Genomic DNA, 14,819 nt, shown 5'->3' with positions numbered 1-14,819 from the left:
CAGCAGAAACCCCGGTGGAGATCCCCTCCGCCGGGGTTTTTCAGTCTTGGGCCAGATCAAGAATGTCTCCAGGCTGACAGTCCAGCACGCGGCAGATCGCCTCGAGCGTGGAAAAGCGGATTGCTCTGGCCTTACCCGTCTTAAGAATGGACAGATTGGCCATCGTCAGACCGACATTTTCCGACAGTTCGGTCAGGGACATGCCCCGGCTCCTGAGAACGTCATCCAGCCTGACACGAACAGGCATCACGCCTCTCCGCGGCAAGCTGACTGAGATGGCAAAAGCAAGAGCAGGTTATTGCTTTTCGATAAATTCATGTCGGTTATCCAAGACAGGACGATTATCGAATATCAATAATAAAAACCGCCCCATCTTGCAAAAAACCCCCGCAAACCCTAGATTGTCTGGCTTCATCACAGTTTCAGTCACGCTTTTCCGAGGATTTCAGAGTGCAGAAGATCCCCATGACCGCAAAGGGACTACAGCGTCTCGAAGACGAACTGCGGACCCTCAAGAGCGTCGACCGCCCTGCTGTCATCCGTGCCATCGCCGAAGCCCGCGAGCACGGTGACCTGTCCGAAAACGCCGAGTACCACGCCGCCCGTGACCGCCAGTCCTTCATCGAAGGCCGCGTTCTGGAGCTGGAGGGCATCATCTCCAATGCCGAGGTGATCGATCCTTCGACGCTGACCGGGACGCGCGTCCGTTTTGGTGCCCATATCGAACTCGTCGACGAAGAAACCGACAAGGAATCCCTGTACCAGATCGTGGGCGTCCATGAGGCCGATATCAAGCAGGGCCTGATCTCGATCTCGTCCCCGCTGGCCAAGGCGCTGATCGGCAAGGATGTCGGTGATAGCGTCTCCGTCCCCGCCCCCGGCGGCGACCGGACCTACGAAATCCTCAAGGTCGCATATCGCTGATGTCTGACGTCCTGACGTCCACCACTCCTGTCGTGACCATCGCGGATATCGAGAGCGCCCATGAGCGCATCGCGTCCACGGTGGTCCGCACGCCGACCATCGCCTGCCCGGCCCTTTCCCGGCTGACAGGCGCGGAGATTACGCTCAAGCTCGAAAACCTTCAGGCGATCGGCTCCTTCAAGGAGCGCGGAGCGGCCAACAAGATGGCCCTCCTGACGCCGGAAGAACGGGCGCGGGGCGTCATTACCGTCTCGGCAGGCAATCACGCACAGGGTGTGGCCCGTCAGGCCAGTCTTCTCGGCATTGATGCCACCATCGTCATGCCGCGCTTCACGCCGGCCACCAAGATCGCAGCAACGCAGGCCTGGGGTGCGAATGTCGTGCTTGCTGGGGACGATTTCGCACAGGCCAGTGAAACAGCCGCCGAATTGCAGAAACAGGATGGCCGCGTCCTTGTCCACCCGTTCAATGACCCTGCCGTCATCGCCGGTCAGGGCACTGCGGCGCTTGAGCTTCTGCAGGATGCGCCGGATATCGACACGGTTGTCGTTCCCGTGGGTGGCGGCGGACTGATCGGTGGGTTTGCGACCGTCATGGCAGCGCTCCGCCCGGATGTCGAAGTCATTGGCGTGCAGGTCGAAGCCTATGCCTCGCTGTCCAATTATCCGCAGGAAGACGGCCCGACGCAGGGTGGCTCGACCATCGCGGAAGGTATCGCCGTCACAAGGCTTGGCGATCACTGCCTGAACGCCTTTCGCAACAAGATCTCGAAGATCCTTGTCGTCAGCGAGCTTCAGGTCGAAAGCGCCATCACGACGCTGGCCGAAAAGGCCAAGCAGGTCTGTGAAGGCGCGGGCGCCACGGGCCTTGCAGCCGTTCTGGCCTATCCGGAGCTGTTCAAGGGACGGCGCGTTGCGCTGCCCCTGTCTGGCGGCAACATCAACGCCCGCATCCTTGCTAACACGATCCTGCGCTCCCTGCTCCGGGACGGACGGATCCTGCGCCTGATCTTCCAGATCCCTGATCGTCCGGGCATGCTGGCTGACATCTCGGCCCGCATCGGCAATTACGGCGGCAATATCATCGAGGTCTCCCATCATCGCCTGTTCGCCTCCCCGTCCGTTCAGACGGCCGAACTGCTGGTGATGGTGGAAGCCCGCGACACCGAACATGCCCACCAGATCGAGACCGATCTGGCACGGCATTACATCGTCCGGCGCGACTGATTTTCAGAGACCGTCCACGATAACAACGTTATAGGGCCCGGCTTTCCAGCGATGCGCAGCAGCCTTCTGGTAGGCCGGGCTTTCATACCAGGCCCGGGCCGATGCCGCGTCCGGAAACTCGATAATCACGACACCATCAGGCTCGGTGCCTTCGAGTTTTTCCTGCTTGCCGTAAGCAGCAAGGATCTTGGCCGGAAAGCCCTTGAAGGTTTCCCCAACCACTTCCGAATATTTCTGGAATTCGGCTGGATCGGTAAGTTTTTCACGAATGAATACGGCATAGGCAGGCATGAAATGCTCTCCTCAGGATGAGCCTCCATACCCGCCACAAAACACCGCAACTTTCAGCACACAAGAGCGTGTGCCGACGCCTCAGCGCGTACCGAACAGACGGTCGCCCGCATCGCCGAGGCCCGGAACGATATAACCGTGTTCGTCCAGATGACTGTCGATGGAGCAGGTTACGATCTGCACATCAGGATGCAGTCCCTGCACATGGGCAATCCCTTCCGGCACGGCCAGCAGACAGGCGAAAACCGGATCCTTGGCGCCAGCCGCCTTCACGCGGGTAATGGCCGCAGCGGCGGAATGTCCCGTCGCCAGCATCGGATCGAGCACGATGCAGGTCCGGCCCGGAACGTCGCTTGGCATGTTGAAGTAGTACTCGCTGACTTCCAGTGTCTCGTGATCGCGGCGCAGGCCGATATGCCCGACACGTGCAGACGGCACCAGATCCAGCATCCCGTCCAGCAGACCATTGCCGGCACGCAGGATGGAGACAAAGCAGAGCTTCTTGCCGTCCAGTTCCTCACCTTCCATCGGGCCGCTCGGGGCCTCGATATGACGCGGCACCAGTGACAGGTTGCGCGTGGCTTCATAGGCCAGCAGCAGGCTGAGTTCGCGCGTCAGGCGGCGGAACCCGGCCGTGGAAGTATTGCGGTCACGCAGACGGGTCAGCTTGTGGCGCACCAGCGGGTGGTCGAGAACGATAGGCGGCAGCGCCTGACTCATGCTTTTTCTCCTTCGGCCGGGCGGAAATCGAGCGCCAGACCGTTCATGCAGTAACGAAGTCCCGTGGGCGGCGGCCCATCGGGGAAGACATGCCCCAGATGCCCCTTGCAGTTCGCACAGTGGACCTCGGTGCGGACCATGCCATAGCGGCTGTCCTGCGTGGTTTCGACACCATCGGGCAGCGCCTGAAAGAAAGACGGCCAGCCGCTTCCGCTGTCATATTTCGTATCCGAAGAAAACAGCTCCCGCCCGCAGGCCGCGCAGGCATAGATCCCCGCACGCTTCTCGTCATTGAGAGGACTGGAGCCGGGACGTTCTGTTCCATGTTCATGGAGGATACGCCGCTGCTCCGGTGTCAGGCCAACACCGCAACCGCCACCGGTTTGCCCGTTCGGGCCGCAACTCTGGGTCATGCTGGTTCTCCGGAAAATCTTGAGGACGTCTTCAGGCAGGGCTTCTGTAAAAGGGCTTCTATGGGGATGTATGTAAGCGCCGCCGTATTTTGTCACGCATCTTAAACTGTCAGGACGCAACCTGCCGCATCACCGACCGTTATCGTCAACACACCTGAAGACGAAAGGATGCGATCATGAGCTCCATGGAAGACAAAATCAAAGGCGTTGCCAACCAGGCTACCGGCAAGGTCAAGGAAGAAGTCGGTCACATGACGAACGACAAGAAACTTGAAGGTGAGGGCGTGGCCCAGAACATCAAGGGCAAGGTCCAGCAGACCACCGGCGATGCCAAAGATGCGGTCAAGAGCGGCGTCGACAAGATCTGACGCTGACGCACTGATCACGATGCAGCGCCCGCCTTCATGGCGGGCGTTCGCATTTGTATGGAATGATGGCATGATGGGAAAACAGTCCCATCCCTCCTTCCCGGCAGGAGACAGCCCATGTCCACATCCCCGATCCCCCGCCCCGTCATGCTCGTCATTCTCGACGGCTTTGGCTGGCGCGAGGATGAATCCGACAATGCGGTCCGTCTCGCCAACATCTCGACCTTCGACCATCTCTGGGCCACCAGCCCCCATGCTTTCCTGAAAACGTCAGGCGAAGACGTCGGCCTGCCCGATGGCCAGATGGGCAATTCCGAAGTCGGACATCTGAATATCGGCGCCGGTCGCGTCGTCATGCAGGAACTGCCACGCATTTCCCGCAGCGCCCGTGACGGTTCTCTGGCCAAGAACCCGGTCCTTCTGGACTTCATTGCCTCCCTGAAAGCTTCAGGTGGCACCTGCCATCTCATGGGCCTGATCTCGCCCGGCGGCGTCCATGCCCATCAGGACCATGTCGTCGCACTCGCGAAGATCGTCAGCGCAGCCGGCGTTCCGGTTGCCGTGCATATTTTCAGTGACGGCCGCGATACCGCACCGCGTTCCGGCGAGGAGTTCATCGGCAAATTCCTCAAGGACCTGCCTGACAGCGTCAAAATCGCAACCCTGAGCGGCCGCTATTATGCGATGGACCGTGACCGTCGCTGGGAGCGCGTGGCTCTTGCGGTCGATGCCATCCGTGACGCGAAAGGCCCTCACGCTCCGGACGCGCTTTCCGCCCTCAAGGCCAGCTACGACAATGACAAGGGGGATGAATTTGTTCTCCCCACTGTTCTGGGCGATTATGCCGGCATGAAAGACGGCGACGGCATCCTGGCCTGCAATTTCCGGGCAGACCGCATCCGTCAGCTTCTGGACGTCCTCGTCCTGCCCGATTTTGCGGATTATGACAGTGGCCGGAAGGTGAAGTTCGCATCCGTCTGCGGCATGTCGCGCTATTCCGACCATCTGGCTCCGCATATGAGCGTCCTGTTCGCCAAGGTCTCGCTTGATGACCTGCTAGGCGATGTCGTGTCCAAAGCCGGCAAGACACAGCTTCGCATGGCGGAGACGGAGAAATACCCGCACGTCACCTACTTCCTGAATGGTGGCCGCGAAGTGCAGTTTGAAGGCGAAGAGCGCATTCTGGTCCCGTCCCCCAAGGTCGCGACCTACGATCTCCAGCCCGAAATGTCCGCCCCTGAACTGACGGACAAGGCCGTTGCCGCCATCGAAAGCGGCAAGTTCAACATGATCGTGCTGAACTTCGCCAATCCGGACATGGTCGGCCATACCGGCTCCCTGCCCGCCGCCATCAAGGCCTGCGAAACCGTCGATCAGGGGCTGGGTCGCATCAATGACGCCATCGTCAAGGCAGGCGGCAGCCTGCTTGTCACGGCGGATCACGGCAACTGCGAGACCATGCGCGATCCCGTAACGGGGGGTGCACACACGTCTCACACGCTGAACGTCGTGCCTGTCATTCTGGCGCATGCGGACGGCCAGACCATCCATGACGGCCGTCTGGCTGATCTGGCTCCCACCATGCTGGCCCTGATGGGCGTGAAACAGCCTGAAGCCATGACGGGTGTTTCCCTGCTTGAAAGCGCCTGATCCACGGCCGTTTCTGCCGCTCGTTCTGGTCCTGGTGCCCGGCTGGGCGGCAGCCCATCACGCGTCCCACCATCACATCCGTCATACAGAAAAACCGGCGGTCGCCGCGCCCAGCGAGGGAGAGAAAGCCCTCGCCCGCGCCCAGGCCGCGCGCAGGGCCCTGGAAAAACGGCAGGCGGATGAAGCTGCGGCCCTGAAGGCAAAACAGCTCGCCTCGGCACAGGCCGAAGCAAAAGCCCGTCGGGACAATGCGCGCACTCTCGCCTTCACGGCCCAAACCCACACCGCACAGTCTGCCGTGGACATGACCCAGAGCCGCATTCTTGCACTCAAGACCAGTATTGCGGAGTTGATGGACAAGCGGACGACTGTTGAAGCAGATATTCGCCACCAGAATGATGCGCTTCAGCCCCTGCTTCCCGTCGCAGCCCGCCTGTCCATCGCACCGGACGCGGCACTGCTGGCCTCGCCCGAAACAGCGTCCGAAAGCGTGACGGCCCTTTCCGTTCTTGGTGGCTTCTCGCGCCTGACCCAGCAGCGGGCACAGGCATTGCAGTCCCGCGAAGACGAACTCCATGTCATCGGTGTCGATCTGGACAACCGACAGAAAGAACTCGCGGACCTGCTTGCGCAACAGACCCGCGAGCGCAATGCAGCCGCAGCCCGGACCAAGGTTGCCGCACGACAGAAAGCCGTCGCGGATCAGGGCGCCCAGAAAGCCCGCAAGGCCGTAGCGGACGCCATGCAGGCCGCAGCGGATCTGTCTGCTGAAATCGACACGCTTGTCCGGCAGGAAGCCCAGGCGCGCGCCGAACTGGAAAAGGAAGCTGCTGCTCTGGCCCGTCAGCACCAGCTCGAACGCGCCCGCCATGCACGGTCGCAGGCCCAGGCCCTGTCCTCGGCCGGACAGGGCGTTTCCAGTGGCAGCGGCCATGCCCCCGTCTCAGGTCATGTTGCCGTCCACTGGGGCCAGACGACGGAAGCTGGCCCCGCAACCGGCATTACCTATGCCGCCCTCTCCTCCGCGCCCGTACAGGCGCCCTGCACGGGCCGAGTCGAATTTGCCGGTCCCTTCCGCTCCTTCGGACAGATGCTGATCCTGGACTGCGGACGGAATTACCGCTTCGTGCTTTCCGGACTGGGACAACTGAATGTTTCGGGTGGCCAAAGCATCAGGAAAGCTGCCACACTCGGCCAGATGCCTGCGGCCGACGGGATGCTTTTTGTCCAGCTCCGGCATGGCACGCAGGTCGTCAGTCCTGCTCCGTTCCTATGATCCGGTTTGCCGAGCGCGTCTGACCTTGTAGGATCATTTCTTAGTAATTTGGCAACCTGAACCGGCTAAGCCTGCCTTAACAGGTAATGACGGGTCGGGACGTTCCTTCGTTCCCGAGGATGGAGATCACATGAAGTTTCGCAGTGGCCTGTTGCTGGGCACCGCCTTTCTGGCCGGACTGGCCGTCGGACCGGGCGCCCTGCGTCTCGCTGGCTCCGGCGACTTTCCGGGCGCAGCCCTCGCCCGTGAAATCTCCCATGACAACAGCGCGGAAACCGTCCGTCTGCTGACGCTGCTGGGAACGGTCATGGACGTGGTGAAGGCGGAATATGTCCACCCCGTCTCCGACAAGGACCTGATCAATAACGCGCTTGATGGGATGGTCGGCAATCTCGATCCGCATTCGTCCTACATGACCGCAGCGCAGTTCCACGACATGCAGACCGAGATTTCGGGCAAGTTCGGCGGTCTGGGTCTTCAGGTTCAGGGCGAGTCCGGACATGTCCGCGTGGTCTCCCCGATTGACGGCACTCCGGCTGCACGCGCAGGCATCCAGCCCGGCGATTTCATCACGATGGTGGACCACAAGAGCATTGATGACCTGACGCTCGATCAGGCCGTCCGCAAGATGCGCGGTGATCCGGGCACGAAAATCAGCCTGACGATCGTGCGCCCCAAGACCGGCAAGACGCTCACTTTCGACATGACGCGTGAGATCGTGCACGTCCAGATCGTGAAGTCTGCACTGTATGGCAGCACGGGCTATATCCGACTGACCGAGTTCGATGACGATCTCGGAAGCGCCATGCATGCCGCGTTCGACAAGCTCAAGGCCCAGGCCACCAAGGCGCCGGGCGGCAAGCTGACCGGTATCATCCTTGACCTGCGCTCCAATCCGGGCGGCAAGCTCGATCAGGCCATTGCCGTTTCGGACGACTTCATCAAGGACGGTGAAATCGTCTCGATCCGTGGCCGTCATGCTGAAAACAACCAGCGCTGGGATGCCAAAGGCACGGACATCACCAATGGCCTGCCGATCGTCGTTCTGACAAATGGCGGCTCGGCCTCGGCCAGTGAAATCGTGGCCGGCGCCCTGAAGGATCATCACCGCGCTATCATCCTTGGTGAGAAGACCTTTGGTAAAGGCTCGGTCCAGACTCTCATCCCCATCGGCGACCAGGGGGCGGTCCGTCTGACGACAGCGCGTTATTATACGCCGTCCGGCCGCTCCATTCAGGGACTTGGCATTACGCCGGACATCCCCGTGGCCGAGACGAAGGATGACGATGCCTATGGTTATCGTGAGGCCGATCTGTCCCATATCCTGACGAATATCGGCGGCAATCGCACGAACGAAACGCCACGCACCGATATTCCGCCGATCGCGAAATCCATTCCGAAGATGCCGGATGCCAGCTGGCCCGCATTCGATGCCACGAAGCCTGCAACCGATTTCCAGCTTCAGCAGGCGATCAAGGTGATCAATGCCATGGCTGGGCTTTCGAACCCAGCTCCGGCGACTGCGCCGGCGACCGAGGTCAAGGCTTCCACACCTCCCGCCTCCCCCAAGCCGCCTGAAGCGCATCACTAAAAACTAAAAAAGGACATCCCGGATCGTGCAGAACCGTCCCGCCTCCAGCCGACCAGGGCTCTGGCAACGACTTCCTGTTATCGGACGCCTTCTGATCGCGTTCTGGGCCGTTCTCCTGGCGGGAGGGGCAGGCGCAACGGCTTTTCTGCTGCATCAGCGCAAACCTGCGGTCGTCGCGAAAGCAACGCCACCAGCCAGGCCTGCCGTTCCCGCTCACACTGAGTCTTCAATTGCTTCCACACCGGCCCCGAATGATGCCGCCCTTGCTGTAAAAATGGTTGAGAATCAGCCGCTACAGGAGGCCCCTCATTCTTTGGGATCTTCTACCGCGGCACCTCCTGATGCGGCGGTGCCCAAGGCAGATCTTAATGCCGTTGCACAACAATCCCTTCCGCCGGTTACGTCACCTGCCGCACCCAATTCACCGGCAGTTGTCAGCCCGGCTCCGGTTACCCTTCCGACGGACAAAACCGCTATCGCGATCGTGTTGCAGGGGTTCGGGTATTCCGACGCTCTGACCTATGATGTACTGTCGCGTATTCCCGCGCCTGTCGCTGTAGGCGTGTCGCCGTATGTCAGCAATATCAGTGACGTGATTGCGCGGGCACATGCCAGCCATCGGGAAGTCTATGTCACCCTGCCGATGCAGAGTGCGCATCCCGAGCGGGTCGATGAAGGTCCGCATGCGCTTGGATATGGGAACTCGGCTGCTGATGACCAGCGTGAACTGGAATGGTGCCTGTCCCGTGCGGCGGGTGCGGAAGGCCTGACGGATGCGTCCGAAAACGGGGATGACCAGCCCGGCGGTGGCTATGCGACCTCTCCGGATTTTTCACCGATCGCCAATATCATCAGCAGTAAGGGCCTGCTGTATCTGGCAGGTTCAGCACAGGATGGCCGCCGGACACGCGGCATGACGGCAACAGCCTGGATTGATGGGGATACGGACGCAACCACTCTGGACAACAGGCTCGCGGCCCTGCTGCCTCAGGATGGAAAACCAGCAAAAATCCTGCTGATGGTTGGACCGGTCACACCTGTCATGATCGATCGTCTGGCGAACTGGCTCAAGGGACCTGCGGCAGCCCGCTTTGTGCTGGTGCCCCCTTCGGCTTTCGCGGATAGCGGTATCAGCAATGATCAGGCGGCCAATCTTTCACCCTCCAGCCAGGGAGCTCCTTTGTGATCGATCCCCAGACCCTGCCCTATCGCCCGAATGTGGGCATTGCCCTCTTCAACCGCGATGGCAAACTGTTCATTGGCCGCCGGACGGATCTTCCGGGCGATGTGTGGCAGTGTCCACAGGGCGGTATTGATGATGGGGAGACGCCCAAAGTCGCTGCATTGCGGGAGATGGAAGAGGAAATCGGAACGCGGAACGCCTGTATTTTGGCAGAGCGTGAAGCCTGGCTTTCCTATGATCTGCCGCAGGCTCTGATGGGAAAGGCTCTTGGTGGCCGCTTTCGGGGTCAGACGCAGAAATGGTTCGTGATGGGCTATGAAGATCAGGATTCCGATATCCGTCTGGATCTCCATGATCCGGCGGAATTCGACACCTGGGAATGGGTTGAGCCGACAGCGCTGCTTAAGCGCAATCTGGGCTTCAAAAAAGATCTCTATGCAGCGTTGATTCCGGAACTGACGGCTCTGTTTCAGGCCGCCGCCAAAGACTGGGTTTGCACCAGCCGCGCATAAAGACCGTTCTTTCTGAGAAGTTCCGCATGGGTGCCTGCCTCGACGACGGCACCGTGATCCATCACGACGATAAGATCGGCTGCCTGCACGGTTGAAAGCCGGTGTGCCACGATCACGGTTGTCCGGCCTGAGCGCAGGTTGGCCAGTGCTTTCTGCACGCGGGCCTCACTTTCGGAATCCAGGGCACTGGTGGCCTCATCCAGAAGCAGAATGCGCGGATTGCGCAGCAGGGCACGTGCAAGTGCCACGCGCTGGCGCTGTCCGCCTGAGAGACGACGACCGCCTGGTCCTACTCGCGTTTCCAGACCCGACGGCAGATTGTCGAGGAAATCGACCGCGGCCATGGCGCAGGCTTTTTCGACTTCAATCCGCGATGCAGATGGGCGCCCGATCCAGATATTCTTGATCAGAGACATGTCAAACAGGGTCGTATCCTGACTGACATACGCAATGGCATCACGCAGGGAGGAAAGTGTCAGATCCCGCAGATCCACACCCTCCAGACAGATACTGCCTTCGCTGACATCATGCAGGCGCGGAATCAGGGAGAGCGCCGTGGATTTGCCTGCGCCGCTGGGGCCGACAAGCGCCACTGTTTTTCCCGGCTGAACATCGAAGGTCAGGTTCTTCAGGCCCACACGGCCGTCTTCGTAACGGTAACTGACCTGCTGGAAAGCCAGATGGCCTTTTCCGGATGGCAGCGATATTGCGCCGGGCCGTTCCATCACCGCCGGGGGTTCGTCGATCACGGCAAAGACGCGCGACAGGCCGGCCAGCCCTTCCTGAAGGGCCGTATTGAGCGAACCAAGCGCCCGGATCGGTCGCGATGCCGTCAGAAGAGCGGCAATAAAGGCGGTGAAATCTCCGAGCGTCGCGCCACCCTGCGCCGCCCGCCAGCCTGCGAAACCCAGCACGGCCGCCACAGCCGCCCCGCCCAGAACTTCAAGGACCGGATCAACGCGCGCACGGCCTTTTGCAATCCGCAAAAATGCCGAATGCAGCAGGTCCAGAGACTGATCGACCCGTGTGCTTTCCCGATCTTCCATACGGTAGATACGGACCTGACGGGCCAGGGCAAAACTTTCGTTCAGCAGGGCGGATGTCTCGCCGATCTGTTCCTGCATGCCGCCCGAAGCCCGGCGTACCTTCTTGCCCAGCTTCTGGATGGGAACTGCCGCGACCGGATAAAGCACGAGCGCAATCAGGCTCAGTTCCCAGTCTGTCACGATCATGGAAATGACCAGACCCACCACCGTCACCGCATCCCCGAGCGCATTGACCACCCGGATCATGGCTTCACGGATCGAAATGGCATCCGTGGTGAAGCGCGCGGCCCATTTGGCCGGAGCTTCCTTCTCGATCGTCGAGACGTCCGCCTGCAGGGAATGCGCGAACATGCGGGATTGCAGGCCACGGATCACGGCCAGGACCAGCCCCTGCACGGCGATCGTCTGTCCGTATTGCGAGGCGGCTTTAAGCCCCGTGACGATCACGACCAGCGCCGGCACCTGATACAGAATCCGGGAATCATGCGCGGCAAACATGTCCACGGCGCGTTTGATGACCGCAGGGTAAAGCGCGGTCAGTCCGGCCATCAGAACCGTCAGGATAATTACGGATATGATCCGTCCGACATGCTGGCGCATTTCCTCGCGCCAGATGCGTTTCATCAGGACGCGGCTGTCCGTATCAAGAGCTGTCGTTTTCGTCATATGCGGGGGTTTAGCAGGCCTTGCGAAAAGGACGAAACCGCAGCCTCACCTGTGTGCGGCCAAATAGGCCAGACAGGCGGCCCGGTCTGGCAGGCATCCCTGCGACATCCACCAGTTCCGGCCGGTCTTGAGCCATTCTCCCATTCCCGGCCCCGGCTGAACGCCCTGAGCGATGGCATCCTTGCCTGACAATGGAAATTCCGGTTGCGGCATGGCCTGAAGTCTTGCCCGGAACCTGTCCCAGTCAGGGTCAGGCGCGCCGACACGCCGGGCCTGTTCAAGCCAGCTTCGTTCCATGAGGCAATCCAGAGGCTGCAGCACACGCAGGCGCCGAAGATCATCATCTGATGCGTCCGGATGCAACGCCGGACTGTCGGAGGCCCAGGCTTCAATCTTTGCACCGTCCGCATTGGAGAGCTTCAGACGTCCGGCCAGTTCGCTGCTTCTCCCGCGGCAAAGTGCAAACAGGCGCAGCAATGGATCGCACGGCGCAACACAGTTCAGCAGACGCAACAGGGCGGCGGGGTCCGGTGACGGCAGAACGGCCTGAAGCAGGCCGACACGCGACATTGCCGTGATCGTCTCCATGAGACGGGGACCTGCCAGAATCCGCAGGAGTTCGGATGCGATCCGCTCGGCCGAAAGCGTGCGGATCAGTTCAAGCTGTTCCGAGACGGCCTCGCAGGCCGCTTTGTCAGGATGGCCGTTCCCGTATCGTGCATCAAACCGGAAGAAACGCAGCGCTCTCAGCGCATCTTCTTCGATCCGGCGGGACGCTTCTCCGACGAACCGGACATGCCGGTTCGACAGATCCTCCCGACCGCCAAAATAGTCGTGAAGTCCGTCGTGCTGGTCCAGCGACATGGCATTGATCGTGAAATCCCGCCGGGCCGCATCTTCTGCCCAGTCCTGCGTCCAGGCAACGACCGCATGGCGTCCGTCCGTTTCCTCATCGCGGCGCAGGGTCGTGATTTCGTAGGGCACGCCGTCCAGCACTGCCGTGACCGTCCCGTGGGACAGCCCGGTCGGAATGACGCGGATCCCGGCATCCTCAAGATGGCGCAGTACGTCTTCGGGCGGCTCCGGAGTCGCAAGATCCAGGTCATGGACGGTGACACCTGCCAGAAGATCGCGAACCGAACCGCCGACAAGCCGGGCATCAGGCAGAATATTCCAGATCCGCTCCAGACCGGACCGGTCCGGGAGGCGCTCCAGCAGGCCGGAATTCTGCATCATGCAGGGCGCGAGAGCGGGAAAAAGCAGTCCTGGCTCCAGACGCCCAGACAGGGCTGCCCTTTCACATGGCCGGGAACGGCAAGGGCGGCGAGTTCGTAATGGACCGCACGCGTGACCCGCGCGAGGATGGGAAAGGCGCCCTCGCCGTCACGGACATGGACGTAAGGTACGCTGGCACAGTCATCGGACGGACGATCCCAGTCACAGGACAGCGGATGCTCGGGCCCGACGCAGATCAGTTCATCCATATTCGTACGGAAGCACAGGTTCTGCTGACGGCCACAGGTTCCGCGGAAATCCAGCTCGACCGCCACAAACGGCGCATCCTCGACCTGGATGATGCCCTGCTCCATCGGCGTTTTCAGCCAGTACGTCCCTTCGGGATCACGGGTCAGCATCGAAGAAAACATGCACAGCATGGCTTTGCGTTTTATCGCAGAGCCCCGGTAGAGCCATGTACCATCGCGCTGAATGAGAAAAGGCAGCAGCCGCGGGCCTGTACCGGGTGTTCCGGGGAAGGAAGACGGGGGCATCAGGGGATCTGGAGACAGGGAGACGTCAGGACGGGCCGCCTGCCGGAACTCATGATCGCTCAATTTTCCCTCCAACTGCATAAAAACTCTCTTCTCACACCAACTTGGGTGCAATCGAGCCTTGATGAAACCCCCACACCTGTCAGACTGGCAGCATGAGCGAGCAGCAATATTCTTCCGGCGTTTCCGCCGGCACCCTGCAGGGCGAGGCGGACGTGGCTGAAGCCGACCGTCTGGCCCCGGTTCTCCGTCATGTGCGTCAGGCCATCGGCGGGATTGTTCTCGGCCAGGACAGCGTCATTGAACAGGTGCTTGTCACGATCCTGTCTGGTGGTCACGCGCTTCTGATGGGCGCGCCGGGTCTGGGCAAGACGCTTCTGGTCAACACGGCGTCGCGCGTGCTGGGTCTGGACGCAACGCGCATCCAGTTCACGCCCGACCTGATGCCGTCGGACATCACCGGCGCGGAAATCCTCGATCAGGATGTGGACGGGCGCCGCGCCTTCCGCTTCCTGCCCGGCCCGATCTTCGGTCAGCTCGTTCTGGCTGATGAAATCAATCGTGCCAGCCCGCGTACCCAGTCCGCACTTTTGCAGGCGATGGCGGAACGTCGCGTGACGCAGGGCGGCAAGGATTATGCCCTTCCGCGCCCGTTCCACGTTCTCGCGACCCAGAATCCGATCGAACAGGAAGGCACCTATCCGCTCCCTGAAGCCCAGCTTGACCGTTTCATGCTTCAGATCAGCCTCGGATTTCCGGGACGGGATGCGGAACGTCAGATGCTACTTCAGACCACAGGCGCCACGACGCCGACGGCCACGGCGCTGATGAACGCCGAAAGTCTTCTCGCGGCCCAGAACCTCGTCCGCCGTCTGCCGGTTGGTGACCAAGTGGTTGATGCGATCCTGACCCTCACCCGTTCCCTGCGTCCCGAAGATCCGTCCTCTCCGCAGGACGTGCGTGATGCCGTCTCCTACGGTCCCGGCCCCCGTGCGGCACAGGCCCTGATGATCGCAACCCGCGCCCGCGCTCTGCTCGACGGTCGTCTGGCACCGAGCCTCGATGACGTTGTGGCCCTCGCAAGTCCGGTCCTGTCCCATCGTATCGGGCTGGGCTTTGGTGCGCGCGCATCGGGGACGGATCGCGAAGCCCTGATCCGCAAGCAGGCACAGGCCCTCCTCTGA

16 protein-coding genes are annotated in these 14,819 nt (G+C 61.2%); 9 read left to right on the top strand and 7 right to left on the bottom strand.

What is annotated here, in order from left to right; translation table 11 throughout:
• Window positions 1–40: 40 nt before the first annotated feature.
• Window positions 41–247 carry a helix-turn-helix domain-containing protein gene (locus ACJ2A4_RS12355; protein ID WP_408873038.1) on the bottom strand — a complete coding sequence of 69 codons (207 nt, stop codon included), beginning with the start codon at window positions 245–247 and terminating at the stop codon, window positions 41–43.
• 203 nt (window positions 248–450) lie between these two features.
• On the opposite strand from ACJ2A4_RS12355, the gene greA reads away from it, so the two are divergent.
• Both greA and ACJ2A4_RS12345 read left to right on the top strand, forming a co-directional pair.
• Entirely contained in the window at window positions 451–924 is a 474-nt protein-coding gene (gene greA, locus ACJ2A4_RS12350) for a transcription elongation factor GreA (protein ID WP_408873037.1), read from the top strand.
• Window positions 924–2,150: a threonine ammonia-lyase gene (locus ACJ2A4_RS12345; RefSeq protein WP_408873036.1), complete on the top strand. Its 1,227-nt coding sequence runs from the start codon at window positions 924–926 to the stop codon at window positions 2,148–2,150. The genes greA and ACJ2A4_RS12345 overlap by 1 nt, the downstream gene beginning before the upstream one ends.
• Before the next feature lie 3 nt (window positions 2,151–2,153).
• Here the strand turns inward: ACJ2A4_RS12345 and ACJ2A4_RS12340 are convergent, their stop codons facing one another.
• The 3 genes from ACJ2A4_RS12340 to msrB form a co-directional block, all read right to left on the bottom strand.
• Window positions 2,154–2,441, bottom strand: coding sequence for a DUF1330 domain-containing protein (locus ACJ2A4_RS12340; RefSeq protein WP_062448882.1), 288 nt, complete (start codon window positions 2,439–2,441; stop codon window positions 2,154–2,156).
• Between the two features lie 81 nt (window positions 2,442–2,522).
• Entirely contained in the window at window positions 2,523–3,161 is a 639-nt protein-coding gene (gene upp, locus ACJ2A4_RS12335) for a uracil phosphoribosyltransferase (RefSeq protein WP_062509596.1), read from the bottom strand.
• Window positions 3,158–3,574, bottom strand: a complete 417-nt coding sequence (msrB, locus tag ACJ2A4_RS12330; RefSeq protein WP_408873035.1) for a peptide-methionine (R)-S-oxide reductase MsrB — start codon at window positions 3,572–3,574, stop codon at window positions 3,158–3,160. Before msrB ends, upp begins: the two co-directional genes overlap by 4 nt.
• A gap of 176 nt (window positions 3,575–3,750) precedes the next feature.
• Here msrB and ACJ2A4_RS12325 point away from each other — a divergent pair, with 176 nt between their 5' ends.
• From ACJ2A4_RS12325 to ACJ2A4_RS12300, 6 genes are all read left to right on the top strand, one after another.
• Complete coding sequence (locus ACJ2A4_RS12325) at window positions 3,751–3,942, top strand: CsbD family protein (protein WP_408873034.1); 192 nt, start codon at window positions 3,751–3,753, stop codon at window positions 3,940–3,942.
• A 117-nt stretch (window positions 3,943–4,059) separates the two neighbouring features.
• On the top strand, window positions 4,060–5,592 hold the full coding sequence (gene gpmI, locus ACJ2A4_RS12320; protein WP_408873033.1) for a 2,3-bisphosphoglycerate-independent phosphoglycerate mutase: 1,533 nt from the start codon (window positions 4,060–4,062) through the stop codon (window positions 5,590–5,592).
• Window positions 5,579–6,868: a murein hydrolase activator EnvC family protein gene (locus ACJ2A4_RS12315; RefSeq protein WP_408873032.1), complete on the top strand. Its 1,290-nt coding sequence runs from the start codon at window positions 5,579–5,581 to the stop codon at window positions 6,866–6,868. Before gpmI ends, ACJ2A4_RS12315 begins: the two co-directional genes overlap by 14 nt.
• Before the next feature lie 130 nt (window positions 6,869–6,998).
• Entirely contained in the window at window positions 6,999–8,459 is a 1,461-nt protein-coding gene (locus tag ACJ2A4_RS12310) for a S41 family peptidase (RefSeq protein WP_408873031.1), read from the top strand.
• A 313-nt stretch (window positions 8,460–8,772) separates the two neighbouring features.
• On the top strand, window positions 8,773–9,645 hold the full coding sequence (locus ACJ2A4_RS12305; protein WP_408873030.1) for a divergent polysaccharide deacetylase family protein: 873 nt from the start codon (window positions 8,773–8,775) through the stop codon (window positions 9,643–9,645).
• The gene (locus tag ACJ2A4_RS12300; RefSeq protein WP_408873029.1) at window positions 9,642–10,154 is read left to right on the top strand and encodes an RNA pyrophosphohydrolase; all 513 of its coding nucleotides are present in this window, start codon (window positions 9,642–9,644) and stop codon (window positions 10,152–10,154) included. The genes ACJ2A4_RS12305 and ACJ2A4_RS12300 overlap by 4 nt, the downstream gene beginning before the upstream one ends.
• On the opposite strand, the gene ACJ2A4_RS12295 is transcribed toward ACJ2A4_RS12300, so the two are convergent.
• From ACJ2A4_RS12295 to ACJ2A4_RS12285, 3 genes are read right to left on the bottom strand one after another with little or no spacing between them, the layout of a single operon-like run.
• Window positions 10,112–11,866, bottom strand: a complete 1,755-nt coding sequence (locus tag ACJ2A4_RS12295; RefSeq protein WP_408873028.1) for an ABC transporter ATP-binding protein — start codon at window positions 11,864–11,866, stop codon at window positions 10,112–10,114. The two genes, ACJ2A4_RS12300 and ACJ2A4_RS12295, sit on opposite strands and share 43 nt — an antisense overlap.
• A gap of 45 nt (window positions 11,867–11,911) precedes the next feature.
• Window positions 11,912–13,102 carry a CCA tRNA nucleotidyltransferase gene (locus tag ACJ2A4_RS12290; protein WP_408873027.1) on the bottom strand — a complete coding sequence of 397 codons (1,191 nt, stop codon included), beginning with the start codon at window positions 13,100–13,102 and terminating at the stop codon, window positions 11,912–11,914.
• A complete protein-coding gene (locus tag ACJ2A4_RS12285; RefSeq protein WP_062509831.1) occupies window positions 13,099–13,635 on the bottom strand; it encodes a DUF1285 domain-containing protein in 537 nt (178 codons plus the stop codon). Before ACJ2A4_RS12285 ends, ACJ2A4_RS12290 begins: the two co-directional genes overlap by 4 nt.
• A 155-nt stretch (window positions 13,636–13,790) precedes the next feature.
• Between ACJ2A4_RS12285 and ACJ2A4_RS12280 the strand changes: the two genes are divergently transcribed.
• A complete protein-coding gene (locus tag ACJ2A4_RS12280; protein ID WP_408873026.1) occupies window positions 13,791–14,819 on the top strand; it encodes an AAA family ATPase in 1,029 nt (342 codons plus the stop codon).

This window comes from Gluconobacter roseus (assembly GCF_046058915.1).
In the GTDB taxonomy this organism is placed as follows: Bacteria; Pseudomonadota; Alphaproteobacteria; order Acetobacterales; family Acetobacteraceae; genus Gluconobacter; species Gluconobacter roseus_A.
The sequence above is the reverse complement of the archived record's forward strand: the minus strand, read 5'-3'. Positions and strand labels throughout refer to the sequence as shown.

Excerpts from the sequence above, each read along its gene's own strand:
- upp (WP_062509596.1), bottom strand. The coding sequence starts at position 3,161 with ATGAGTCAGGCGCTGCCGCCTATCGTTCTCGACCACCCGCTGGTGCGC.
- ACJ2A4_RS12355 (WP_408873038.1), bottom strand. The coding sequence starts at position 247 with ATGCCTGTTCGTGTCAGGCTGGATGACGTTCTCAGGAGCCGGGGCATG.
- ACJ2A4_RS12290 (WP_408873027.1), bottom strand. The coding sequence starts at position 13,102 with ATGATGCAGAATTCCGGCCTGCTGGAGCGCCTCCCGGACCGGTCCGGT.
- gpmI (WP_408873033.1), top strand. The coding sequence starts at position 4,060 with ATGTCCACATCCCCGATCCCCCGCCCCGTCATGCTCGTCATTCTCGAC.
- ACJ2A4_RS12295 (WP_408873028.1), bottom strand. The coding sequence starts at position 11,866 with ATGACGAAAACGACAGCTCTTGATACGGACAGCCGCGTCCTGATGAAA.
- ACJ2A4_RS12280 (WP_408873026.1), top strand. The coding sequence starts at position 13,791 with ATGAGCGAGCAGCAATATTCTTCCGGCGTTTCCGCCGGCACCCTGCAG.
- ACJ2A4_RS12285 (WP_062509831.1), bottom strand. The coding sequence starts at position 13,635 with ATGCCCCCGTCTTCCTTCCCCGGAACACCCGGTACAGGCCCGCGGCTG.
- ACJ2A4_RS12345 (WP_408873036.1), top strand. The coding sequence starts at position 924 with ATGTCTGACGTCCTGACGTCCACCACTCCTGTCGTGACCATCGCGGAT.
- ACJ2A4_RS12340 (WP_062448882.1), bottom strand. The coding sequence starts at position 2,441 with ATGCCTGCCTATGCCGTATTCATTCGTGAAAAACTTACCGATCCAGCC.
- ACJ2A4_RS12310 (WP_408873031.1), top strand. The coding sequence starts at position 6,999 with ATGAAGTTTCGCAGTGGCCTGTTGCTGGGCACCGCCTTTCTGGCCGGA.
- msrB (WP_408873035.1), bottom strand. The coding sequence starts at position 3,574 with ATGACCCAGAGTTGCGGCCCGAACGGGCAAACCGGTGGCGGTTGCGGT.
- ACJ2A4_RS12325 (WP_408873034.1), top strand. The coding sequence starts at position 3,751 with ATGAGCTCCATGGAAGACAAAATCAAAGGCGTTGCCAACCAGGCTACC.